Annotated in this window: 24 protein-coding genes; 19 read left to right on the forward strand and 5 right to left on the reverse strand. The window is 72.8% G+C overall.

Annotated elements, in window-relative coordinates:
* The first annotated feature begins 50 nt into the window (after positions 1 to 50).
* Positions 51 to 1,538 (forward strand): MocR-like transcription factor YczR, encoded by a 1,488-nt coding sequence (gene yczR, locus ACZ6ZI_RS13045; protein ID WP_363063178.1) that lies wholly within the window; start codon positions 51 to 53, stop codon positions 1,536 to 1,538.
* 19 nt (positions 1,539 to 1,557) lie between these two features.
* Here yczR and ACZ6ZI_RS13050 read toward each other — a convergent pair whose 3' ends face one another.
* Positions 1,558 to 2,187 (reverse strand): response regulator, encoded by a 630-nt coding sequence (locus ACZ6ZI_RS13050; RefSeq protein WP_469519429.1) that lies wholly within the window; start codon positions 2,185 to 2,187, stop codon positions 1,558 to 1,560.
* Entirely contained in the window at positions 2,184 to 3,500 is a 1,317-nt protein-coding gene (locus tag ACZ6ZI_RS13055) for a sensor histidine kinase (protein WP_469519432.1), read from the reverse strand. The genes ACZ6ZI_RS13050 and ACZ6ZI_RS13055 overlap by 4 nt, the downstream gene beginning before the upstream one ends.
* Positions 3,501 to 3,634: 134 nt before the next feature.
* Here ACZ6ZI_RS13055 and ACZ6ZI_RS13060 point away from each other — a divergent pair, with 134 nt between their 5' ends.
* The gene (locus ACZ6ZI_RS13060; RefSeq protein ID WP_469519434.1) at positions 3,635 to 4,723 is read left to right on the forward strand and encodes an ABC transporter permease; all 1,089 of its coding nucleotides are present in this window, start codon (positions 3,635 to 3,637) and stop codon (positions 4,721 to 4,723) included.
* Entirely contained in the window at positions 4,720 to 5,421 is a 702-nt protein-coding gene (locus ACZ6ZI_RS13065) for an ABC transporter ATP-binding protein (protein ID WP_469519437.1), read from the forward strand. Before ACZ6ZI_RS13060 ends, ACZ6ZI_RS13065 begins: the two co-directional genes overlap by 4 nt.
* 128 nt (positions 5,422 to 5,549) lie before the next feature.
* On the opposite strand, the gene ACZ6ZI_RS13070 is transcribed toward ACZ6ZI_RS13065, so the two are convergent.
* Positions 5,550 to 6,353 (reverse strand): IclR family transcriptional regulator, encoded by an 804-nt coding sequence (locus ACZ6ZI_RS13070; protein ID WP_363063168.1) that lies wholly within the window; start codon positions 6,351 to 6,353, stop codon positions 5,550 to 5,552.
* 327 nt (positions 6,354 to 6,680) lie between these two features.
* On the opposite strand from ACZ6ZI_RS13070, the gene allB reads away from it, so the two are divergent.
* Together allB and alc are read left to right on the forward strand one after the other, a co-directional pair.
* Entirely contained in the window at positions 6,681 to 8,024 is a 1,344-nt protein-coding gene (allB, locus tag ACZ6ZI_RS13075) for an allantoinase AllB (protein ID WP_469519440.1), read from the forward strand.
* A 2-nt stretch (positions 8,025 to 8,026) separates the two neighbouring features.
* Complete coding sequence (gene alc, locus ACZ6ZI_RS13080; protein WP_469519442.1) at positions 8,027 to 9,154, forward strand: allantoicase; 1,128 nt, start codon at positions 8,027 to 8,029, stop codon at positions 9,152 to 9,154.
* Positions 9,155 to 9,252: 98 nt separating this feature from the next.
* On the opposite strand, the gene ACZ6ZI_RS13085 is transcribed toward alc, so the two are convergent.
* Positions 9,253 to 9,987 (reverse strand): 3-oxoacyl-ACP reductase family protein, encoded by a 735-nt coding sequence (locus tag ACZ6ZI_RS13085; protein ID WP_469519445.1) that lies wholly within the window; start codon positions 9,985 to 9,987, stop codon positions 9,253 to 9,255.
* Positions 9,988 to 10,170: 183 nt separating this feature from the next.
* On the opposite strand from ACZ6ZI_RS13085, the gene ACZ6ZI_RS13090 reads away from it, so the two are divergent.
* Together ACZ6ZI_RS13090 and ACZ6ZI_RS13095 are read left to right on the forward strand one after the other, a co-directional pair.
* A complete protein-coding gene (locus ACZ6ZI_RS13090) occupies positions 10,171 to 10,788 on the forward strand; it encodes a dihydrofolate reductase family protein (protein ID WP_469519448.1) in 618 nt (205 codons plus the stop codon).
* 165 nt (positions 10,789 to 10,953) lie between these two features.
* On the forward strand, positions 10,954 to 11,868 hold the full coding sequence (locus tag ACZ6ZI_RS13095) for a DMT family transporter (protein WP_469519609.1): 915 nt from the start codon (positions 10,954 to 10,956) through the stop codon (positions 11,866 to 11,868).
* A 125-nt stretch (positions 11,869 to 11,993) separates the two neighbouring features.
* Here the strand turns inward: ACZ6ZI_RS13095 and ACZ6ZI_RS13100 are convergent, their stop codons facing one another.
* A complete protein-coding gene (locus ACZ6ZI_RS13100; RefSeq protein ID WP_363063154.1) occupies positions 11,994 to 12,998 on the reverse strand; it encodes a Gfo/Idh/MocA family protein in 1,005 nt (334 codons plus the stop codon).
* A 153-nt stretch (positions 12,999 to 13,151) separates the two neighbouring features.
* On the opposite strand from ACZ6ZI_RS13100, the gene ACZ6ZI_RS13105 reads away from it, so the two are divergent.
* The 12 genes from ACZ6ZI_RS13105 to ACZ6ZI_RS13160 all read left to right on the forward strand — a co-directional run bounded on the left by ACZ6ZI_RS13105 (position 13,152) and on the right by ACZ6ZI_RS13160 (position 23,196).
* Complete coding sequence (locus ACZ6ZI_RS13105) at positions 13,152 to 14,162, forward strand: sugar ABC transporter substrate-binding protein (RefSeq protein ID WP_469519453.1); 1,011 nt, start codon at positions 13,152 to 13,154, stop codon at positions 14,160 to 14,162.
* A complete protein-coding gene (locus tag ACZ6ZI_RS13110; protein ID WP_469519456.1) occupies positions 14,159 to 15,193 on the forward strand; it encodes an ABC transporter permease in 1,035 nt (344 codons plus the stop codon). Before ACZ6ZI_RS13105 ends, ACZ6ZI_RS13110 begins: the two co-directional genes overlap by 4 nt.
* Positions 15,193 to 16,083 carry an ATP-binding cassette domain-containing protein gene (locus ACZ6ZI_RS13115; RefSeq protein ID WP_469519458.1) on the forward strand — a complete coding sequence of 297 codons (891 nt, stop codon included), beginning with the start codon at positions 15,193 to 15,195 and terminating at the stop codon, positions 16,081 to 16,083. Before ACZ6ZI_RS13110 ends, ACZ6ZI_RS13115 begins: the two co-directional genes overlap by 1 nt.
* Positions 16,080 to 17,240, forward strand: a complete 1,161-nt coding sequence (locus tag ACZ6ZI_RS13120) for an ROK family glucokinase (RefSeq protein ID WP_363063146.1) — start codon at positions 16,080 to 16,082, stop codon at positions 17,238 to 17,240. The genes ACZ6ZI_RS13115 and ACZ6ZI_RS13120 overlap by 4 nt, the downstream gene beginning before the upstream one ends.
* A complete protein-coding gene (locus tag ACZ6ZI_RS13125) occupies positions 17,237 to 17,827 on the forward strand; it encodes a hypothetical protein (protein ID WP_363063144.1) in 591 nt (196 codons plus the stop codon). Before ACZ6ZI_RS13120 ends, ACZ6ZI_RS13125 begins: the two co-directional genes overlap by 4 nt.
* Positions 17,828 to 17,857: 30 nt before the next feature.
* Positions 17,858 to 18,490, forward strand: coding sequence for an MBL fold metallo-hydrolase (locus ACZ6ZI_RS13130; protein ID WP_469519462.1), 633 nt, complete (start codon positions 17,858 to 17,860; stop codon positions 18,488 to 18,490).
* 30 nt (positions 18,491 to 18,520) lie between these two features.
* On the forward strand, positions 18,521 to 19,300 hold the full coding sequence (locus ACZ6ZI_RS13135) for an exodeoxyribonuclease III (RefSeq protein WP_363063140.1): 780 nt from the start codon (positions 18,521 to 18,523) through the stop codon (positions 19,298 to 19,300).
* A gap of 138 nt (positions 19,301 to 19,438) precedes the next feature.
* Positions 19,439 to 19,879 carry a DUF6278 family protein gene (locus ACZ6ZI_RS13140; RefSeq protein ID WP_363063138.1) on the forward strand — a complete coding sequence of 147 codons (441 nt, stop codon included), beginning with the start codon at positions 19,439 to 19,441 and terminating at the stop codon, positions 19,877 to 19,879.
* A 108-nt stretch (positions 19,880 to 19,987) separates the two neighbouring features.
* Complete coding sequence (locus tag ACZ6ZI_RS13145) at positions 19,988 to 20,731, forward strand: amino acid ABC transporter ATP-binding protein (RefSeq protein ID WP_363063136.1); 744 nt, start codon at positions 19,988 to 19,990, stop codon at positions 20,729 to 20,731.
* Positions 20,732 to 20,744: 13 nt separating this feature from the next.
* The gene (locus ACZ6ZI_RS13150) at positions 20,745 to 21,659 is read left to right on the forward strand and encodes a glutamate ABC transporter substrate-binding protein (protein WP_469519465.1); all 915 of its coding nucleotides are present in this window, start codon (positions 20,745 to 20,747) and stop codon (positions 21,657 to 21,659) included.
* Positions 21,660 to 21,676: 17 nt separating this feature from the next.
* A complete protein-coding gene (locus ACZ6ZI_RS13155; RefSeq protein ID WP_469519468.1) occupies positions 21,677 to 22,321 on the forward strand; it encodes an amino acid ABC transporter permease in 645 nt (214 codons plus the stop codon).
* Positions 22,318 to 23,196, forward strand: coding sequence for an amino acid ABC transporter permease (locus ACZ6ZI_RS13160; protein ID WP_469519470.1), 879 nt, complete (start codon positions 22,318 to 22,320; stop codon positions 23,194 to 23,196). The genes ACZ6ZI_RS13155 and ACZ6ZI_RS13160 overlap by 4 nt, the downstream gene beginning before the upstream one ends.
* Positions 23,197 to 23,225 lie beyond the last annotated feature (29 nt).

A 23,225-nucleotide genomic window follows, 5' to 3' on the forward strand; every position in this document is an offset into this window, starting at 1 on the left:
GTCTGGACCTCGATTGGCCTGGCAGGCAGAGCCAATCGGGGGAGGTTGGCATGGCGAACGGGCGAGTGGTCCACACGGCGGACAGGACGATCGGCAGCCGCCAGCTCGCGGCCATGCTCCCCGCGGAGGTCCGGGCCCGCCCCGGCTACCGGGCCCTCGCCGACGCCGTCCGCACCCTGATCCTCGACGGCCGCGTCGCCCTCCACGTACGCCTGCCCGCCGAACGCGAACTCGCCGAGGCCCTCGGCGCCAGCCGCGCCACCGTCACCGGCGCCTACGACCTGCTGCGCGAGAGCGGCTACGTCCGCAGCCGGCGCGGCTCCGGCACCTGGACCGAACTCCCCGACGGCCACGCCCCCGTCGGGGCGCACGCCATCGTCGGCGCCGGCGGCTACCACGCCGACGGCGATCCCGGCATCGACCTGGCCATCGCCGCCATGGGCGCCCCCGACGGCAGCCTCGCCGACGCCCTCGCCTGGGCCGCGCCCCGTCTGCCCGCCCTCACCCACAGCCCCGGCTACCACCCCTTCGGCCTGCCCGACCTGCGCCGGGCCGTCGCGGACCGCTTCACCCGCCGAGGGCTGCCCACCCGCCCCGAGCAGATCCTCGTCACCGCCGGCGCCCAGCAGGCCTTCGCCCTCGTCGTGAGCCTCCTGTGCCGCCCCGGGGACCGCGTCGTCACCGAGAGCCCCACCTACGCCAACGCCCTCGACGCCCTGCGCCACGCCCGCCTGCGCACCGGATCCATCGCCGTCTCCGACACCGGCTGGGACATGGACATCGCCGAGTCCACGCTGCGCCAGACCGTCCCCCGACTGGTCTACGCGATACCCGACTTCCACAACCCGACCGGCCTGCTCATGCCCGAGGAGCAGCGGCTGCGCCTGCTCGCCGCCACACGCGCCACCGGGACCTGGCTGGTGGTGGACGAGACCATCGCCGACATCGCCCTGGACGTGCCCGCGCCCGCCCCCACGGCCTCGCTCGCGCCGCGCTCCGGCGCCGACCACGTGATCACCATCGGCTCCCTCAGCAAGACCCACTGGGGCGGCCTGCGGGTCGGCTGGGTCCGGGCCGGAGCCAAGCTGATCACCGAACTGGCCGCCGTCCGGGTCAGCGCCGACATGACCGGCTCGGTCCTGGACCAGGTCGTCGCCCTGCGGCTGATGGAGGGCCTCGACCGCTCCCTGCCGGTCCGGCTGGAGCAACTGCGCGGACAGCGCGCCGCCCTGATCGCCTCCCTCCAGCGCCACACCCCCGAGTGGTCCTGGCGGGTGCCGCCCGGCGGCCTCTCGCTCTGGGTGGACCTCGGGGAACCCGTCAGCTCCGCCCTCGCGGAGCGGGCCGCGGCGGCCGGCGTGCACATCGGGCGCGGGGCCCGCTTCGGCGTCGACCCCGGCACCTTCGAACACCGGCTCCGCATCCCGTACACCCTGCCGGCGGCCCGCCTGGACGAGGGCGTACGCCTCCTCGCGCGGGCCTTCCACGACGGCGTCCCGCTCGCCCCGGGCGTGGAGCGGCCGTACTGGGTGGCCTGAGGCCCGCCGCCGGCCTCCGCTACGGGGTGCGGATCAGGCGGCGTCCGGCCGCCGCCGCCACCGCCGAGGTGCGCGAGTCGACGCCGAGCTTCGCGTAGACGTGCACCAGGTGGGACTTGACCGTCGCCTGGCTGAGGAACAACCGCTTCGAGATCTGCTGGTTCGACAGCCCGTCCGCGACCAGCTGGAGCACCTCCAGCTCCCGCTTCGTCAGCGCCTCCGCCGGGGTACGCATCCGGTCCATGAGCCGCAGCGCCACCGCCGGCGCCAGGGCCGACTGCCCGGCGGCGGCCGTGCGCACCGCCGCCGCCAGCTCCTCGGGCGGGGCGTCCTTCAGCAGGTACCCCGAGGCGCCGGCCTCCACCGCCGCCAGGATGTCGGCGTCGGTGTCGTACGTGGTCAGCACCAGGACGCGCGGCCCGTCGGGCAGCGCGGTGATCGCCGCGGTGGCCGCCGAGCCGTGCATCCCGGAGCCGAACCGGAGGTCCATCAGCACCACGTCCACCGGCTCGGACGCGGCCAGTTCCACCGCCCGCTCGGCGGTGGCGGCCTCGGCGACCACCGCGAAGTCCGGCTCGGTGTCGAGGACCGCGCGCAGCCCGGCGCGGACCACGGGGTGGTCGTCGGCGAGCAGGAGACGGATGGTCACGGTGCCTCCACGGGCAGCGGCAGGGTGACGGCCACGGCGGTGCCCTGGCCCGGATCGGACTCCACGGTGAACAACCCGCCCAGGCTCTCGGCCCGCGCCCGCATCGCCGGCAGGCCGAAGCCGCCCTCCCCGGACGGGGCGCGGGCGGGTTCGAAGCCCTCGCCGTCGTCGACGACGTCCAGGGTGACGGAGTCGTCCATGAAGGTCAGGGTGATCCCGGCGCGCCCCGCCCGCGCGTGGCGCACCACGTTGGCCAGCGCCGACTGCGCGATCCGCAGCAGGGCCACCTCGTAGGGCGTGGGCAGCTCGCGCAGGGTGCCGCTGACGGAGAAGCGCACGAGCGGCCCCGGCGCGTCCGCGCACAGCCGCTCCAGGGCGGCGGCGAGCGACCCGTGCTCCAGGTCCGGGGGAGTCAGGGCCCGTACGAAGCGCCGTGCCTCGGCGAGGTTCTCCTGGGCGGCCCCGCGGGCCCGGGCGATGTGCGCCAGGGCGGCCGCCGCGCCCCGGTCGGCGGTCACGCCCCCTCCGGCGGTCACGCCCCCTCCGGCGGTCACGTCACCCCCGACGGGCACGTCACCCCCGGCCGGTGCGCCCGTGCCCGCGCCGGCCGCCGCGCCCGGGCCCGTACGGTCCTCGGACAGGGCGCGCTCCGCCGCCCGCAGCAGCAGCTGGATCGAGGACAGGCCCTGGGCCAGGGTGTCGTGGATCTCCCGGGCGAGGCGTTCGCGCTCGGCCAGGATCCCCGCGCCCCGCTCGGCGACGGCCAGCTCGGCGCGGGTGGCGATCAGTTCCTCGATCAGCTCGCGGCGCCGCTCGCTCTCGCGGTACAGCGCCTGGTATCCCAACACCGTCGCCACGGCCACGGCCCCGCCGAGCACCGGCCCGAGGAAGGCGCCCGGGTTCGGGGCCCCGCTGTGCGCGACGAAACCGCCGATCGCCGCGCAGGCGGTGACCGCCACGGCGGCGACGGCCCAGCGCAGCCGCAGCAGGTGCAGCTCCAGGAAGTACAGCGGGAAGGCGATCCACAGCCCGTCGGGGGAGACCACCAGCAGCGCCGCCCAGGCCGCGCCGACCGCGCCCAGCCAGATGCCGGCGGCCCGTGCGGAGCGGCTCACGGAGGGGGCCCGTACGCCGGCCGCGTAGACGGCGAGGAGGAGGACGCAGACGGCGACCACCAGGCCGGCGCGGGGCGCGGAGCCGGCGACGGCGCGGGCGGCGGCCAGTGCCAGCAGTCCGAGGAACAGGGCGTGCAGGCACAGCCGCAGCACGCGGGAGACGGGGGTCAGGGGGCGGGAGCGGGGGGCGGAAGACATCTCCCGACCAGCGTAAGCGGGCGGCGGGGAGCCCCGGTCAACCAAAAGTTCGATGTCCGCGTGCCACCTTCGATACCAGGATCCCTACCGTGGCGCGATGCCGCGCGCCCACGGGGAGGACCAGGCTGGGGATCATGTTCGTCGCATGGAGAGATCTACGGTTCGCCAAGGGCCGCTTCGCCCTCATGGGTTCGGTCGTCGTGCTGATCACGCTGCTGGTCGGCCTGCTGTCCGGGCTCACCTCCGGACTGGCCCGGGAGAACGTCTCGGCCATCACCGGCCTGCCCGCCTCACGACTGGCCTTCGCGGCGCCGGCGGGGGACCGCGAGGTCTCCTTCACCGACTCCCGGCTGCCCGAGAGCGCCTGGCGGTCCTGGCGCGAGCGGCCGGGGGTGAGCTCCGCGCAGCCCCTCGGCATCCGCACCACCAACGCCGTCTCGGGCGAGCGCACGGCCGCCGTCTCCGTCTTCGGCGTCGAGCCGGCGGGATCGCTGCCGCCCGCCGGCGCCGGGCTCGTCCAGGGGTCCGTCGTCCTCGCGCACAAGGCGGCCGAGGAGCTCGGCGGGCTGCGCGCCGGCGGCAAGGTCCGGATCGGGCCGCTGGAGCTGACGGTGGCCGCGGTGTCCGGCACCGCCGCCTACAGCCACACCCCGGTCGTCTGGATGGACCTGAACGACTGGCAGCGCGTCGGCAATCCGGGCACCTCCCCGGAGACCCTCGCCACCGTCATCGCGCTGGAGACCTCGGACTCCGCGGACCTCGCCGCGGCGGACCGGGCCGCGGGGACGGCGTCACGGACGATCGACGAGGCGCTCGGCGCCATAGGCTCCTACCAGGCGGAGAACGGCTCGCTCCAGCTGATGCGCGGGTTCCTCTTCGCCATCTCCGCGCTGGTCATAGGGGCCTTCTTCACGGTGTGGACGATCCAGCGCGCCCCGGACGTCGCGGTGCTGAAGGCACTGGGTGCCTCCACCCCGTACCTGCTGCGGGACGCGCTCGGCCAGGCCGTGGTGATGCTCGCCCTCGGCACCGGCCTCGGCACGGCCCTCGCGACCGGCATCGGCGCGCTGATCGGCGGCGGTGACGTGCCCTTCGTCCTCGACGCCCGCACCGTGCTGGTGCCCGCCGCGATCATGATCGCGCTCGGCGCGCTGGGCGCGGCCCTGTCCATCCGGCGGATCACCGCCGTCGACCCGCTGACCGCCCTCGGGAGCGCCCGATGACCCTGCTCGTCCACGACGTCACGCTCACCTACCCGGACGGCGACGGTCGCCTCACGGCGCTCGACTCCGTCGACCTGGAGGTCCCGGCGGGCACCCTGACCGCCGTCATCGGGCCCTCGGGCTCCGGTAAGTCCAGCCTGCTGGCGGTGGCCGCCACCCTGGTCACCCCGGACTCCGGCCGGGTCGTGGTCGCCGGGCGGGACGCCACGGCGCTGGGGGCCGCCGAGAAGTCGGCCCTGCGCCGGGAGCGGATCGGGATCGTCTTCCAGCAACCCAACCTGTTGCCCTCCCTGACCGCCGCCGAGCAGCTCCAGGTGATGGCGCACCTCTCGGGCCGACCGGCCGGGCGGCTGCGCGCGCGGGCCTTGGAACTGCTCGACGCGGTGGGGCTCGCCGACCAGGCCGACCGGCGCCCGCACCAGCTCTCGGGCGGGCAGCGCCAGCGGGTGAACATCGCCCGCGCCCTGATGAACGAGCCCGCCGTGCTGTTGGTGGACGAGCCGACCAGCGCCCTGGACCACGAGCGGGGCGCGGCGGTGCTCGACCTGCTGGTGACCCTCACCCGGGAGCGGTCCACGGCCACGGTGCTGGTCACGCACGACCACGCGCACCTGGAGCGGATGGACCGCGTCGCGACGATGACCGACGGCCGCCTCACCCGGTCGGACGCACCCGCGCCGACCGTCCCGGCGGCCTGAACCCCCGGCGGCCTGAACCCCCGACGGGCCGAACCCCGACGGGCCGAACCCACCCCGTTGCGCCGGAGCCCCGGCCCCCTCCGAAGGGGGCCGGGGCTCCGGCGTAACGGGAAACGGCGCGCCGGCGGTTACGCCGGGTTCTGGCTCTGGAGGGCCACCGACAGCTCGGCGGCCACGCCCTGGAGGATCGGCACGAAGGACTCGGCCACGGCCTCCGTGACCCGGCCGGCCGGGCCGGAGATGGAGATCGCGGCGGCGGTCGGCGAGTTCGGCACCGACACGGCGAGGCAGCGGACTCCTATTTCCTGCTCGTTGTCGTCGACCGCGTAGCCCACCTTGCGGACCTGCTCCAGGGCGTCCAGGAAGCCCTCGGGCGTGGTGATGGTCTTCTCGGTCGCGGCCGGCATGCCGGTGCGCGCCAGCAGGGCGCGGACCTCGTCGGCCGGGGTGTAGGCGAGCAGGGCCTTGCCCACGCCGGTGGAGTGCGGCAGCACCCGTCGGCCGACCTCGGTGAACATGCGCATGGAGTGCTTGGAGGGCACCTGGGCGACGTAGACGATCTCGTCGCCGTCCAGCAGGGCCATGTTCGCCGTCTCGCCGGTCTCCTCGACCAGGCGGGCGAGGTAGGGGCGGGCCCAGGTGCCCAGGAGGCGCGACGCGGACTCGCCCAGGCGGATCAGACGGGGCCCGAGGGAGTACCGTCGATTGGGCTGCTGCCGGACGTAGCCGCACGCGACGAGCGTGCGCATCAGGCGGTGGATGGTGGGCAGCGGGAGGCCGCTGGCGGCGGAGAGCTCGCTGAGGCCGACTTCGCCCCCGGCGTCGGCCATGCGTTCGAGCAGATCGAAGGCGCGCTCCAGGGACTGGACGCCACCGCCCGCGGCGGTGGGCTTGGCGGAAGCGTCGGTGGTGCTGGCGCTGGACGTCGGCACGGCGCGGTCCTTTCGGTGCTGGCAGGCAAGGAAGCAGCCTACCCGTCGGTCGGCGACGGCCCTAGATCCGGGGCCCTGCCCTCCTCGCCGGTCAGAGGTGGTTTGTCCTGGTGGCGGACCCCCTCCGGAAGGTACTGGCCCGATGGTGGGTGGTGGTAGCTACATTCTGGATAGTGAAATCTTAATTCCATCCTGTGGAAACCTCCAATTGCGGTGCAAGCCGGTCAGCCGTCCCTCCGGACGCTCTTGACTGGCCCCGGATCGGGGTGAAGACTCCGTCAACAGAACGTTGAATTTCGCTCTGTGGAAGTAGATGGGGAGGTTCCGGTGGCCGACGTGGCTGTGGAACTGGTACTGCGCTCGACGCGCGTCATCACCCCCGAGGGGACGCGCGCCGCCTCGGTGGCCGTCGCCGGCGGGAAGATCACGGCCGTGCTGGAGCACGGGGCCGAGGTACCGGCCGGAGCCCGACTGGAGGACTTCGGCGACGACGTCCTCCTGCCCGGCCTGGTGGACACCCACGTCCACGTGAACGACCCCGGCCGCACGGAGTGGGAGGGCTTCTGGACGGCCACCCGCGCCGCCGCCGCCGGTGGCATCACCACCCTCCTCGACATGCCGCTCAACTCCCTGCCGCCGACCACCACGGTCGACAACCTCCGCGTCAAGCAGGAGGTCGCCCGCGCCAAGGCGCACGTGGACGTCGGCTTCTGGGGCGGCGCCCTCCCCGACAACGTCAAGGACCTGCGCCCGCTGCACGACGCCGGGGTCTACGGCTTCAAGTGCTTCCTGTCGCCCTCGGGCGTCGACGAGTTCCCCGAGCTCGACCAGGAGCAGCTGGCCGCCTCCCTCGCCGAGATCACCGGCTTCGGCGGCCTGATGATCGTGCACGCCGAGGATCCGCACCACCTCGACGCCGCCCCCGTCGTCCCCGGCCCGAAGTACGCCGACTTCCTCGCCTCCCGTCCGCGCGACGCCGAGAACACCGCGATCGGCAATCTGATCGCCCAGGCCAAGCGCCTCGACGCCCGCGTGCACGTCCTGCACCTGTCCTCCTCCGACGCGCTGCCGCTGATCGCCGAGGCCAAGGCCGCCGGCGTCCGGATCACCGTCGAGTCCTGCCCGCACTACCTCACCCTCACCGCCGAGGAAGTGCCGGACGGCGCCAGCGAGTTCAAGTGCTGCCCGCCCATCCGCGAGGCCGCCAACCAGGACCTGCTGTGGGACGCCCTGGCCGACGGCACCATCGACTGCATCGTCTCGGACCACTCGCCCTCCACGGCGGACCTGAAGACGGACGACTTCTCCACCGCCTGGGGCGGCATCTCCTCCCTCCAGCTGGGCCTCCCCGCGATCTGGACCGAGGCGCGCCGCCGCGGCCGGTCGCTGGAGGACGTCGTGCGCTGGATGTCGAGCGCCCCCGCCGCCCTCGCCGGACTGGACCGCAAGGGCGCCATCGAGGTCGGCCGCGACGCCGACTTCGCCGTCCTGGCCCCCGAAGAGACCTTCACCGTGGACCCGGCCGAACTGCACCACCGCAACAGGGTCACGGCGTACGCGGGCAAGACCCTGCACGGCGTCGTGAAGTCCACCTGGCTGCGCGGCCGCCAGATCGCCGACCACGGCACCCCGACCGAGCCCACGGGCCTCCTCCTTGAAAGGCAGAACTGACAGTGGCACAGCGTTCGACCGAACTGGCTTCCTTCACCGGTAACGCGAACCCGTACGGAGGCGGCGACCCGTACGCGGACTACCGCACCGCGGACTTCCCCTTCACCCAGTACGCGAACCTCGCCGCCCGTGAGCTGGGCGCCGGTGTCATCGCCGCCAACGACGAGTTCTTCGCCGAGCGCGAGAACCTCCTCATCGCCGAGGCCCCGCACTTCGACCCCGAGCACTTCGGCCACAAGGGCAAGGTCATGGACGGCTGGGAGACCCGCCGCCGCCGCGGCGTGTCCGCCGAGCAGCCCTGGCCGACCGCCGAGGACCACGACTACGCCCTGATCCGCCTCGGCGCCCCCGGCGTCATCCGCGGCATCGTCGTCGACACCGCCCACTTCCGCGGCAACATGCCGCAGGCCGTCTCGGTCCAGGCCGCCTCGGTGGCGGGCTCCCCGACCGCCGAGGAACTGCTGTCCGACGACGTCAAGTGGACGACCCTCGTCGAGCGCACCACGGTCGGCGGCCACGCGGCCAACGGCTTCGCGGTCGACGTGGAGCAGCGCTTCACCCACCTGCGCCTCAACCAGCACCCGGACGGCGGCGTCGCCCGCATCCGCGTCTACGGCGAGGTCCGCCCCGACCCGGCGTGGCTCGCGGTGCTCGGCACCTTCGACGTGGTCGCCCTGGAGAACGGCGGCTCGGTCGAGGACGCGTCCAACCGCTTCTACTCGCCGCCGACCAACACCATCAACCCGGGTCGCTCCCGCAAGATGGACGACGGCTGGGAGACCGCCCGTCGCCGCGACAACGGCAACGACTGGATCCGCTACCAGCTCGTCGCCGAGTCCGAGATCCGCGCCGTCGAGATCGACACCGCCTACCTCAAGGGCAACTCGGCCGGCTGGGCCTCGCTGTCCGTCAAGACCGGCGAGGAGGGCGAGTGGACGGAGTTCCTGCCGCGCACCCGCCTGCAGCCCGACACCAACCACCGGTTCGTCCTGGACGCCCCGGCCGTCGGCACCCACGTGCGCATCGACATCTTCCCGGACGGCGGCTTCTCCCGCCTGCGCCTGTTCGGCTCGCTGACGGAGGCCGGCGCGTCCGCGCACGCCGCCCGTCACCAGGAGCTGGGCGGCTGAGGCAGCCCCCGACCGCCCCGGGGGCCGACACCCCCGGGGCACGGACACACCCCCGCGGGGCGCACCACGCGCGGTGCGCCCCGCAGGCGTTCCTCCCGCTACACGGCGTGCCCGCCGTCGACCGAGAGCTCCGCGCCCGTGACGAAGCCGGCCTCCGGCCCGGCGAGGAAGGACACCAGCGCGGCCACCTCCGCGGGGGTGCCGAAGCGGCCGAGCGCCGTCAGGGCCCGCTGCGCGTCCGCGTGCGGCCCGTCGGCCGGGTTCATGTCGGTGTCGACCGGACCGGGGAGGACCAGGTTCGCCGTGATCCCGCGCCCGCCCAGCTCCCGGGCCAGGGCCCGGGTCAGACCGGCCAGCGCCGCCTTGCTCATCGTGTAGAGGGTCCCGCCGGGCCCCGCGACGCGCAGCGCCATGCAGCTGCCGATGGTGACGATCCGTCCGCCGGGGCCCAGGTGCGCGGCCGCCGCCCGGGTGGTCAGGAACACCCCCCGCACGTTGACGTCGAGCACCCGGTCCACGTCGCGCGGGTCGAGTTCCTCCAGCGGGCCGAGCACGCCGATCCCCGCGTTGTTGACCAGGACGTCGAGCCGGCCCAGGGTCCGTACGGTCTCCTCGACGCAGGCCGCGGCCCGCGCGGGGTCGCCCGCGTCGGCGCGTACGGCCAGGCCCCTGCGGCCGAGGGCCTCGATCCTCCCGACGACCTCGGTCGCCGCCTCCTCGCCGTGCGTGTAGGTGAGGGCGACGTCGAGGCCGTCCTCGGCCAGGCGCAGGGCCGTCGCCGCCCCGATGCCCCGGCTCCCTCCGGTCACCAGGGCCACTGTCCGGTCGTTCATGTTTCCTCCCCGAATCCACCAACAAGTCGTTGCGTCTTCAATGAAACGGGGGCGGGGAGGGCCGCGCCGGCGGGAATCGGACGGGGCGTTCACGCGCGCCGCGCCGATGAGTACCGGGCGGCCCGGGAGTCTGAACCGGTGCACGGGGTAATCGGAACGCAACGATCCAAGGAGCGCTGAGCCATGGGAAAGCTGACCCTGACCACCTTCCTGACCCTCGACGGCGTCGTACAGGCCCCCGGCGGGCCGCAGGAGGACACCGACGGCGGGTTCGCGTACGGAGGCTGGTTGACCCCCTTCGCCGACGAGGGCATGGGGGAGTTCATGACCGAGGTCTTCGACCGGGCCGGGGCCTTCCTCCTGGGCCGCCGGACCTACGAGATCTTCGCCGGGTACTGGCCGGCGCAGACCGACCCCGCCGACCCGATCGCGAGCCGGCTGAACGCGCTGCCGAAGTACGTGGCCTCCACCACCCTCAAGGAACCCGCCTGGGCCGGCACCACCGTCATCGACGGGGAACAGCTCCAGGCGGAGGTGGTCCGGGCCAAGGACGCCACCGACGGCGAGCTCCAGGTGCACGGCAGCGCGTCGCTCGCGCAGTGGCTGCTGGCGCGGGACCTGGTCGAGGAACTGAACCTGCTGACCTTCCCCGTCTTCCTCGGCGCGGGCCGCCGGCTGTTCCCCGTCGGCGGTCTGCCGACGGCCTGCGAGCTGACGCACTCCCGCACCACGGGGCGCGGCGCGGCCATCCACACCTACCGGCCCGCGGGCCGCGCCACCTTCGGCACGATCGGCGCGTAGCCGACCGGGCCGAAGGCGGCGGGCGGGAAGCCGACGGGGCGGCCGGAAAGCCGGTGGGGGCGGCCGGAAAGGGGTCGACCGGGAAGATCGACTCGGCTACGGTGGGCCCGCACCCGTGCGAGCCACCGTCGTCTCCACCCCCTTCTCGTGGCCGGAGCCGCCCCGGTGTCCACCCTCGCCGTCACCGCCCCCGCGCACGCCCCCCGCCGAGCCTGGCTCGCGGACCTGCCCGTCCTGCTCGTCGCCGTCGTCTGGGGCGCCAGCTACCTCGCCGCCAAGGGCATCACCACCACCCACACGGTGATCGCCGTCCTCGTCCTGCGCTTCGCCCTGGTCCTGCCCGTCCTCGTCGTCGTCGGCCGCCGCCGCCTGCGCGCGCTCACCCCCGCCCAGGTGCGCGGCGCGGGCGCGCTGGGCCTCGTACTCGGCGGGATCTTCCTGCTGGAGACCTACGGGGTCGTGCACACCTCGGCCACCAACGCCGGGCTGATCATCAGCCTGACCATGATCTTCACCCCGCTCGCCGAGTCCGCCGTCCGGCGCACCGCGCCCCGCCCCGCCTTCCTCGGCGCCGCCGCCCTCTCCGTCGCGGGGGTGGTGCTGCTCACCCAGGGCGCCGGCTTCACCGCGCCCGGCACGGGCGACCTGCTGATCCTCGGCGCGGCCCTCGCCCGCACCCTGCACGTGCTCCTGATGGCCCGGATCAAGGCCGTCCAGGACGCCGACGCGCTCTCCTTGACCACCGTCCAGTTCGGCGGCGCCGTGCTGGTCTTCGCGCTCCTCGCGGCCCTGCCCGGCACCGGGGCCACCCCCTGGCGGGCGGCGGCGGACTTCGGCCCCGCCGAGTGGGCCGGGCTCGCCTTCCTCACCCTCTTCTGCACCCTGTTCGCCTTCTTCGTGCAGATGTGGGCCGTACGCCGCACCTCGCCCTCCCGCGTCAGCCTGCTGCTGGGCACCGAACCCCTGTGGGCGGCCGCCGCCGCCATCGCCATCGGCGGGGAGCGCCTGGGCGCCCTCGGCCTCGCGGGGGCCGCGCTCGTCCTCGTCGGCACGGCCTGGGGCCGCCGCGCCGCGGCCTGACCACAGGCCCCGGGTCGCGGGCATCCGGCGCCGCGCCGCCGCCCGGTCGTCCGATTGGCCGACAATCGGCTGCTGCCCGCCCGAGCGCCGGGCCTACGGTGACCCCCATGGCCCGCACCGCCCCCTCAGAGGTCCGGCAGCTCCGCCGGGCGCACGGGGCGCCGCTCCCGCCGCGAGAGCTCGCACGCCTCCGCCACCCGGAACGCGGCCAGCGCCTCCCGGCCGTCGCAGGGGTTGGGCCCCTCGCCGCGCACCAGCCGGACGAAGGCCGCCAGCTCGGCCTCGTAGGCGGGCCCGAACCGCTCCAGGAAACCGGACCACGGCTTGCTCGCCGGGGGAGGGCCGTGCGGTTCGGTGGAGGCGATCGGCGTACGGTCGTCGAGCCCGGAGGAGACCTGGTCGAGCTCCCCGGACAGCTCCATGCGCACGTCGTACCCCGCGCCGTTGCACCGGGTCGCGGTGCTGGAGACCAGCGTCCCGTCGTCCAGCGTGAGCAGGGCCGCCGCCGTGTGCACGTCCCCGCTGTCCCGGAACGCAGCGAGGCCCCCGTCCGCGCCGGTCGCGTACACCTCGTCCACCTCCCGCCCGGTAACCCATCGGACCATGTCGAAGTCGTGCACCAGACAGTCGCGGTACAGGCCGCCCGAGGTCGCCAGGTACGCGGCGGGCGGCGGCGTCGGATCGGACGTCGTGGTCCGTACGGTGTGCAGCCGGCCCAGCGCCCCGGAGCGGACCAGCTCCCGCGCGGTGGCGTACCCGGCGTCGAACCGCCGCATGAAGCCGAGCTGGAGCGTCCCCCCGACGGCGGCCACCTCGCGCAGCACCGCCAGGGTGCGGGCCAGGTCGGGGGCCACGGGCTTCTCGCAGAACACCGGCAACCCGCCGCGCACCGCCCGGACGACCAGCTCCGCGTGCGCCGCGGTCGCGGTGGCGATGACCACCGCGTCCACGCCCCAGGTGAACACCTGGTCGACGGAGGGCGCGGCGGTGGCACCGAGCCGGTCCGCGAGCCGTGCGGCCCGCCCCGGGTCGGCGTCGGCCAGCAGCAGGGAACCGGCGTCGGGGTGGCGGGCCAGGGCGGCCGCGTGGAACGAGCCGATCCGGCCGGTTCCCACGATCCCGATGCGCATGCACTCAACGTGACCCCGTACGGGGGACCTGTCAATCCGCCCGCGCCCGCCCCGATGGCCCCTCATGGTCCACTGTGGCGGATACTGGGCGGCTGGAACCGGAATGACCGATTGATGACGCAGTGATGACGCACGAGGGAAGGGCACGGGGACGTGGCTAGGGTTCGGACAGGGGTACGCGTCGTGGGCGCGGTGCTCGCGGCGGTACTGGGAGCCTCCCTCGCGGGTTGCAGCAGCACGGGCGGCAAGCGCGCCGAGGAGCGGGCGCGGACCGCCGAGGCGGGCCGACCCGCGGTGTCCACGCCGCGCTGGACCTTCGCGATGGTCACCCACGCGGGCGATGGCGACACCTTCTGGGACATCGTGCAGAAGGGCGCCAAGGAGGCCGCGGCGAAGGACAACATCAACTTCGTCTACTCCCACGACGACCAGGCGCAGCAGCAGGCGCAATTCGTGCAGAACGCGATCGACCAGAAGGTCGACGGGCTCATCGTCAGCCTCGCCAAGCCCGACGCCCTCAAGGACGTCATCGGCAAGGCCGTGAAGGCCGGCATCCCGGTGGTCACCGTCAACTCCGGATCGGCCCAGTCGGCCGAGTACGGCGCCCTGACCCACATCGGCCAGGACGAGGAGATCGCCGGCGAGGCCGTCGGCACCGAGCTCAACAAGCGCGGCCGCAAGAAGGCCGTGTGCGTCCTGCACGAGCAGGGCAACGTGGGCCACGAGCAGCGGTGCGCCGGGGCGAAGAAGACCTTCGCCGGCTCGATGGAGAACCTCTACGTCGAGGGCACCAACATGCCCTCCGTACAGGCGTCCATCCAGGCCAAGCTCCAGGCCGACCCCTCCGTCGACGCGATCGTCACCCTCGGCGCCCCCTTCGCCCCCACCGCCGTCAAGGCGAAGGGCGCGGCCGGCAGCTCCGCGGAGGTGGACACCTTCGACCTGAACGAGTCCGTCGCCCGCGACCTGAAGTCCGGGGCGCTGGGCTTCGCCGTGGACCAGCAGCCCTACCTCCAGGGGTACGAGGCCGTGGACCTGCTGTGGCTCAACCGCTACAACGCGGACGTCCTCGGCGGCGGCCGGCCGGTGCTGACCGGCCCGCAGATCGTCACCGGGACCGAGGCGGGCAAGCTGGAGGAGTACATCAAGCGGGGCACCCGATGAGCGCCGCCTCCGCCCCCGCCGACGAACGCCTCGCCCCGGCCTCGCTCGTCCGCAGACTGCTGGGCCGCCCCGAGCTGGGCGCGGTCGTCGGGGCCGTCGCCGTCTTCGTCTTCTTCTCCTTCGCCGCCGACAGCTTCCTGCGGGCCTCCAGCCTGAGCACGATCCTCTACTCCGCCTCCACGATCGGGATCATGGCGGCCCCCGTCGCGATGCTCATGATCGGCGGCGAGTTCGACCTCTCCGCCGGCGTCATGGTCACCACGTCGGCGCTGGTCAGCTCGATGTTCAGCTACCAGATGACCGCGAACGTCTGGGTGGGCGTCGGGGTGTCGCTGCTGGTCACCCTGGCCATCGGCTTCTTCAACGGCTTCATGCTGACCCGCACCCGACTGCCCAGCTTCATCATCACGCTCGGCACCTTCCTGATGCTGACCGGACTGAACCTCGGCTTCACCAAGCTGATCAGCGGATCGGTCTCCACCAAGAGCATCGCCGACATGGAGGGCTTCGCCTCCGCCCGCGCCCTGTTCGCCTCGCAGTGGAACGTCGGCTCGGTCACCCTCAAGGTCACCATCCTGTGGTGGTTGGCCCTGGTCGCCGTCGCCACCTGGATCCTGCTCCGCACCCGCGCCGGAAACTGGATCTTCGCGGTGGGCGGCGGCGCCGACGCGGCCCGCGCCACCGGCGTCCCGGTCGTCAAGACCCGCATCGGCCTCTACATGGGCGTCGCCCTGTGCGCCTGGATCTCCGGGCAGCACATCCTCTTCTCCTTCGACGTCGTCCAGTCCGGGGAGGGCGTCGGCAACGAGTTCCTCTACATCATCGCCGCCGTGATCGGCGGCTGTCTGATGACCGGCGGCTACGGCTCCGCGATCGGCTCGGCCGTCGGCGCCTTCATCTTCGGCATGACCAGCAACGGCATCGTCTACGCCCAGTGGAACCCGGACTGGTTCAAGTTCTTCCTCGGCGGGATGCTGCTGCTGGCCACCCTGCTGAACGCGTGGGTGCGCAAGCGGGCGGAGGCCAAGTGATGACCGAGACCGACACCGGGAAGGGCGCCGGCGCCGCGCCCGGCACCACCCTCGTGAAGCTGACCGACGTCAGCAAGCACTACGGCAACATCCGCGCCCTCCAGGGGGTCTCCCTGGAGGTCTCCGCGGGCGAGATCACCTGCGTGCTCGGCGACAACGGCGCCGGCAAGTCCACCCTCATCAAGATCATCGCCGGGCTGCACCAGCACGACGCGGGCACCTTCGAGATCGAGGGCGAGGAGACCGTGCTCGCCAACCCGCGCGCCGCCCTCGACCGCGGCATCGCCACCGTCTACCAGGACCTCGCCGTCGTCCCCCTCATGCCCGTCTGGCGCAACTTCTTCCTCGGCTCCGAGCCGACGAAGGGTCGCGGCCCCTTCCGCCGCCTCGACGTGGACCTCATGCGCGAGACCACCCGCGCCGAGCTGCTGCGCATGGGCATCGACCTGCGCGACGTCGACCAGCCCATCGGCACCCTGTCCGGCGGCGAGCGCCAGTGCGTGGCCATCGCCCGCGCCGTGTACTTCGGCGCCAAGGTCCTCGTCCTGGACGAGCCCACCGCCGCCCTCGGCGTCAAACAGTCCGGCGTGGTCCTCAAATACGTGGCCGCCGCACGCGACGCCGGTCTGGGCGTGGTCCTCATCACGCACAACCCGCACCACGCGCACCTGGTCGGGGACCGTTTCGTCCTCCTCAAGCGCGGCACCATGGCGGGCAGCCACACCCGGGACTCGATCACCCTCGACGAACTCACCCGGCAGATGGCGGGCGGCTCGGAACTGGACGAGCTGAGCCACGAGCTGGAGCGGGTGGCAGAATCGGGAACGGACACCCCCACCGGCGCGGCCGCGGCCGCACCCACCTCCGACAGGGACGACACGACTCGATGAGCACGTACCGGGACTTCACGCTCGCCCACCGGGGGGCGGCGCGAGGCACCGTCCTGCGGACCGTCGGGACCCGCGAACGCCGCTCGCTGCTGACCGCCCCACGCGTCCCCACGGTCGGCATCGACATCGGCGGCACCAAGGTCATGGCCGGGGTCGTCGACGCCGACGGGGTCATCCTGGAGAAGATCCGCACCGAGACCCCCGACAAGTCCAAGAGCCCCAAGGTCGTCGAGGACACCATCGTCGAGCTGGTCCTCGACCTCTCCGACCGGCACGACGTCCACGCCGTGGGCATCGGCGCCGCCGGCTGGGTCGACGCCGACCGCTCCCGGGTGCTGTTCGCCCCGCACCTCGCCTGGCGCGACGAGCCGCTGCGCGACGCCCTCCAGTCCCGCCTCGCCGTCCCCGTCATGGTCGACAACGACGCCAACACCGCCGCCTGGGCGGAGTGGCGCTTCGGCGCCGGCCGCGGCGAGGACCACCTCGTCATGATCACCCTGGGCACCGGCATCGGCGGGGCCATCCTGGAGGGCGGCCAGGTCAAGCGCGGCCGCTACGGGGTCGCCGGCGAGTTCGGGCACATGCAGGTCGTACCCGGCGGGCACCGCTGTCCCTGCGGCAACCGCGGCTGCTGGGAGCAGTACAGCTCCGGCAACGCCCTGGTCCGCGAGGCCCGCGAGCTCGCCGCCGCCGACTCCCCGGTCGCGTACAACATCATCGCCCGGGTCGGCGGCAACGTCCACGAGATCACCGGCCCGCTCATCACCGAGCTGGCCCGCGAGGGCGACGCCATGTGCGTCGAGCTCCTCCAGGACATCGGCCAGTGGCTCGGCGTCGGCATCGCCAACCTCGCCGCCGCCCTCGACCCCTCCTGCTTCGTCATCGGCGGTGGCGTCAGCGCCGCCGACGACCTCTTGATCGGCCCCGCCCGGGACGCCTTCCGCCGCCACCTCACCGGCCGCGGCTACCGCCCCGAGGCCCGCATCGCCAAGGCCCAGCTCGGCCCCGAGGCCGGCATGGTCGGCGCCGCCGACCTCGCCCGCCTCGTCGCCCGCCGCTTCCGCCGCGCCACGCGCCGACGCGTCGAGCGGTACGAGCGCTACGCGCAGCTCGGCCGGCGCGGCACCACCGCCCCCGAGGACCAGGAACAGCAGTGACCCCGCCCTCCCTGCCCCACCAGGCCTCCGCCCCTGAGGCGGACGGCCCGCCGTCGACCCCCGCCGAGGACCGCCGGCACGTCGTCCGCCGCCGCTGGATCACCGCGATCATCATCCTGCTCCTCGTCGGGGTCCCGGCCGGCTACCTGGCCGTCTCCGCGCAGCAGAGCCGCGAGAGCGGCCGTGACAAGGCCGCCAAGATCGGCGCCGTCAAGGTGCGCGGCGGATGGCCGTCCAAGGTGCAGCGCAGCGTCTACGAGGTCCCGATCCCGATGATGGCCTCGCTGGTCGGGTACCTGGAGACCAACAACTGGCACACCAGCCGGCTGTACGTGCAGTTCGGCGTGACCCCGACCGAGCTCGACACCTTCCTCGCCGACATCGGCACCAGCCGGGAGGCGCTGACCCCCGGCGTGTCCGTGTCCGCCCACGACGCCAAGGTCGCCGGCTGGAGCTGGAGCCCCAAGCACCAGTGGGTCGGCACCACCCTGGAACAGAAGGAACCCCGTCCCACCCGGGACGTCACCGTCGACCTCACCAACCCGGCCAACCCCCGCGTCTACGTCGTGTCCACCGCCATTCCCTAGACGGCTCCGGGCCCCGCCTACCCTGGGCCCATGAAGCTCACCAAACGGCTGCACTCCTGCGTCCAGTTGGAGAAGGACGGGCACACGCTCGTCATCGACCCGGGCGCCTTCAGCGAAGCGGACGCGGGTCTCGGCGCGGACGTCCTGCTCGTCACGCACGAACACCCGGACCACTTCGAGGAGGGCCGGCTGCGCGCCGCCCTCGACGCCAACCCGGCGGCCGGGCTGTGGACCCTGCGCAGCGTCGCCGAACGCCTCGCCGGCGCCTACCCGGGCCGCGTCCACACCGTGGGACACGGCGACGCCTTCACCGCCGCGGGCTTCGAGGTCCGGGTGTACGGCGAACTGCACGCGGTGATCCACCCGGACATCCCCCGCGTCACCAACGTCGGCTACCTCGTCGAGGGCTCCCTCTTCCACCCGGGAGACGCCCTGACCGTGCCGGACGCCCCGGTGGACACGCTGATGCTGCCCGTGCACGCCCCCTGGAACAAGATCGCCGAAGTGATCGACTACGTCCGCGAGGTCAAGCCCCGACAGGCGATCGACATCCACGACGCCTACCTGGCGGACCTCGCCCGACCCATCTACGACAACGCCCTCGGCGGCCTCGGCGGTGCCCCGCACCACCGCCTCGGGGCGGGCGAGAGCGCCGCGGTCTGACTGTCGGTGCCGGGCGGTAGGTTGGTGGACATGCGTATCGCCACGTTCAACGTCAACTCGATCACCGCCCGGCTGCCGCGCCTGCTCGCCTGGCTGGAGAGCTCCGGCACGGACGTCCTGTGCGTCCAGGAGACCAAGTGCTCGGCGGAGCAGTTCCCGACCGAGCAGCTGCGCGAGCTGGGCTACGAGTCGGCCGTCAACGCCACCGGCCGGTGGAACGGCGTCGCCCTGCTCTCCCGCGTCGGCCTGGAGGACGTGGTCCTCGGCCTGCCCGACGGCCCGGACTACGAGGGCGTGCAGGAACCCCGCGCGATCTCCGCCACCTGCGGCGGGGTGCGCGTCTGGTCGGTGTACGTGCCCAACGGCCGGGAGGTGGAGCACGACCACTACGGCTACAAGCTCCAGTGGTTCGGCGCGCTGACCACCGCCATCGCCCAGGACGCGGCGGGCTCCCGCCCCTTCGCGGTCCTCGGCGACTTCAACGTGGCCCCGACCGACGAGGACGTGTACGACCCGGCGGTCTTCGAGGGCCTCACGCACGTCACCCCCGCCGAGCGCACCGCCCTGGAGGCGCTGCGCGGCGCCGGCCTGTCGGACGTCATGCCGAGGGCCCTCAAGTACGACCGCCCGTACACCTTCTGGGACTACCGGATGCTCGCCTTCCCGAAGAACAAGGGCATGCGCATCGACCTCGTCTACGGCAACGAGCCCTTCACCAAGGCCGTCAAGGACGCCTACGTCGACCGCGAGGAGCGCAAGGGCAAGGGCGCGTCCGACCACGCCCCCGTCGTCGTCGACCTGGACCTCTAGGCCTGTCGTCAAGCTCCTGTCGTCGCCCGCGGGGCAGGCGGGAGTTCGATGACGGGCCCTGGACCCCCGCCCCCGGATCCCCCTCGAAGCAGGCGCGCCCTGTGGCCGGCGGGGGATCCTGGTGCCAGGCTGGTCGGTATGAACATCCCCTTCCTGGCCCACTGGCTGAACCGGCACGAGACGGAACGGGGTGCGGGGCTCGCCGGCGCCCTCGCGAACGACCCCGAGGGTGTCGCCGAGCTGTTCTCCGAGTGCGAGATGCTACGGGCCCAGGCGAGGGCGGCCGGGCTCGAACTCGACCAGACCCCGGCCTCGTTGGAGGCCCTCGACCAGCTGATGCCGCGCTGGCGACGGGATCCGGAGGCCGTGCCCTGGCTCGGCAACGACGCCGGTTTCTACCTCGGGACCGTGATCGTGCGCACCATCCCGGGAGCGGTCTGGCAGGTGTGGCCCAACGGCCAACCGGTGATCCGGCTGGAGTCGGGGCGGGAACTGAACGTGGTCGAGTCGGGGGTGTCCTGGGCGATGACCGGTTCCCCCGAACTCAGCCAGGCCTACGCGGAGGCCTCCGAGGGCTGAGCCGTAAATCGGCTTTATGTCCCGATCGGGCGTGTCGGGACGAAGCCCTCCCGGCGGCTGGATAGTTTGCGCTGACCTCGACACACCGACAAGTGGGCAGGGCAGCGTATGGCCGTCGATCCGTTGATCGAGCTGCGGGACGTCAACAAGCACTACGGGACCTTGCACGTCCTCCAGGACATCAACCTCACCGTCGGCCGCGGGGAGGTGGTGGTGATCATCGGCCCCTCCGGCTCCGGGAAGTCGACCCTGTGCCGGACGATCAACCGCCTGGAGACCATCGAGTCGGGGACGATCCTCCTCGACGGCCGCCCCCTGCCCGCCGAGGGCAAGGAACTGGCCCGGCTGCGCGCCGAGGTCGGCATGGTCTTCCAGTCCTTCAACCTCTTCGCCCACAAGACCGTCCTGGCGAACGTCTCCCTCGCCCAGGTCAAGGTCAGGAAGCGCGGGAAGGACGAGGCGGACAAGCGCTCCCGCGAACTCCTGGAACGCGTCGGCCTCGCGAACCAGGCCGAGAAGTACCCCGCCCAACTCTCCGGCGGCCAGCAACAGCGCGTGGCCATCGCCCGCGCCCTCGCCATGAGCCCCAAGGCCCTGCTCTTCGACGAGCCCACCTCCGCCCTCGACCCCGAGATGATCAACGAGGTGCTGGAGGTCATGCAGCAGCTCGCGGCCGAGGGCATGACCATGGTCGTGGTCACCCACGAGATGGGCTTCGCCCGCTCCGCCGCCAACCGCGTCGTCTTCATGGCGGACGGCCGGATCGTCGAGGACCGCGCCCCGGAGGCCTTCTTCACCGCTCCGGAGAGCGAACGCGCCCGGGACTTCCTCTCCAAGATCCTCAAGCACTGAGGGGCGGCCCGAGATGAAGCGCACCCGCGTCCTGACGACCGTCCTGCTGCCGCTGCTGACCGCCGTCCTCCTGGTGGGCTGCGGCCGGCCCGGCAGCCCGCCCGTCAAGGGTCCGCAGCCCGAGGACCTGCCCGTCTACCAGGTGGCCACCGACTTCCGGCTGCCCGACTCCCGCACCTGGGAGCGGGCCAGGAAGCGCGGCCGGCTCGTCGTCGGCGTCAAGGAGGACCAGCCGTACCTGGGCGAGAAGGACCCGGCCGCCGGCCGCTACTCCGGCTTCGATGTCGAGATCGCCAAGATGATGGCCGCCTCGCTCGGCTTCGCGCCCGAGCAGATCGAGTTCAAGACGATCGCCTCCGCCAACCGCGAGACGGCCCTCCAGAACGGCCAGATCGACTACTACGTCGGCACCTACACGATCAACGACAACCGCAAGAAGCAGGTCGGCTTCGCCGGCCCCTACTTCATGGCCGGCCAGTCCCTCCTGGTGCGCCGCGACGAGAAGGACATCAAGGGCCCCGACGACCTCGCGGGCAAGAAGGTCTGCTCCGCCGCCGGATCCACGCCCTACCAGCGACTCCAGCGCGAGTACCCCAAGGCCGTCCTCGTCGCCTACGACACCTACTCGATCTGCGTCGACAACCTGCTGACCTACCAGGTCGACGCCGTCTCCACCGACGACTCCATCCTCCTCGGCTACGCGGCCAAGGTCCCCGAGGAACTCAAGGTCGTCGGCACCCCCTTCTCCAAGGAGCCCTACGGCATCGGAGTCCCCCGCGGCGACGACGCCCTGCGCTTCGCCCTCGACGACGCGCTGGAGGCACACGAGAAGAACGGGGACTGGAAGAAGGCCTACGAGGCCACGCTCGGCCTCTCCGGCGTGCCCGCCCCGACCCCACCGCCCATCGACCGCTACCCGACGAGCTGAGGGGAGAACGCACCGCCATGGACGTACTCACCGAGAACTTCTCCCTCTACGGCAAGGGCTTCCTCGGCACCGTCGAGCTGACCGTCTACGCCTCCCTGCTGGCCCTGGCCCTCGGCTTCCTGATGGCCTCCTTCCGGGTCGCGCCCGTCGGCTCCTTCCGGGTGTTCGGCACGGTGTGGGTGACCGTGCTGCGCAACACCCCGCTGACCCTGCTCTTCTTCGCCGTCCTGCTGGGCCTGCCGCGCTTCGGCCTGGTCCTGCCGTTCGAGGTCTTCGCCGTCCTCGCGCTCGGCTGCTACACCTCGGCCTTCATCTGCGAGGCCCTGCGCTCGGGCATCAACACGGTGCCCAAGGGACAGGGCGAGGCGGCCCGCAGCCTCGGCATGTCCTTCGGGCAGACGCTGGGCACGGTGGTGCTGCCGCAGGCCTTCCGCTCCGTCATCCCGCCCATCGGGTCCACCCTGATCGCCCTCGCCAAGAACTCGGCGATCGCGGGCGCCTTCAGCGTCAACGAGCTGCTCGGCACCTACAAGACCCTCAACGAGCTGGGCTACAGCATCATCTGGACCTTCGTCTGGATCGCGGTGGGCTACCTGATCATCACCCTGTCCATCAGCGCGCTCTTCAACGTGCTGGAGAAGCGCTACGGAGTCGCCCGATGACCGCGCACGCGCTCCACGGGGACGTCGAGTCCACCGCCCTCTACGACATCCCCGGCCCTCAGGCCCGGCGCCGCCACCTGCTCTACGGGATCCTCTCCACGGTCGTGATCCTCGCGCTGCTGGCGTGGATCCTCTACCTGCTGTTCGACACGAACCAGTTCACCGCGGCCAAGTGGTCGCCCTTCACCTACGAGGGCATCCAGGAGCTGATCCTGCGGGGGCTCGGCAACACCCTCAAGGCCTTCGCGTACGCCTCGGTGTTCTCGCTGGCGCTGGGCGCGGTCCTCGCGACGGGACGGCTGTCGGTGCACCGGCCGGTGCGCTGGGTCGCGACCCTGTTCGTGGAGTTCTTCCGGGCCATGCCGGTGCTGGTCATGATCTTCTTCATCTTCGTGGCGCTGAAGGTCCAGCCGCTGCCCGCCCTGGTGGCGGGGCTGACGCTCTACAACGGCTCGGTGCTGGCGGAGGTCTTCCGCACGGGGATCAACTCCGTGGAGAAGGGGCAGCGGGAGGCGGCGTACGCCCTCGGGATGCGCAAGACGCAGGTGATGACCTTCGTGCTGGCCCCGCAGGCGGTCCGGGCGATGCTGCCCACGATCATCAGCCAGCTGGTGGTGGCGTTGAAGGACACCTCGCTGGGCTACCTGATCACCTACGAGGAGTTCCTGCACGCGGGCAAGCTGATCGCCTCGAACCTGGACTACGACCTCCCCTTCATCCCCGTGGTGATGATCATCTCCCCGATCTACATCGGCATGTGCATGCTGCTGTCCTGGTTCGCGACCTGGGTGGCCCGCCGCGAGCGCCGCAGCCTGAAGACGCGGGCCGTGGACGTGGCGGACGCCGAGCCGGGAACGGTGTTGCCGGGCCGGTGAGGGCGCCGGGGCGCCGCCCCCGCCCCGGC

The organism is Streptomyces sp. NPDC103540, from assembly GCF_055584445.1.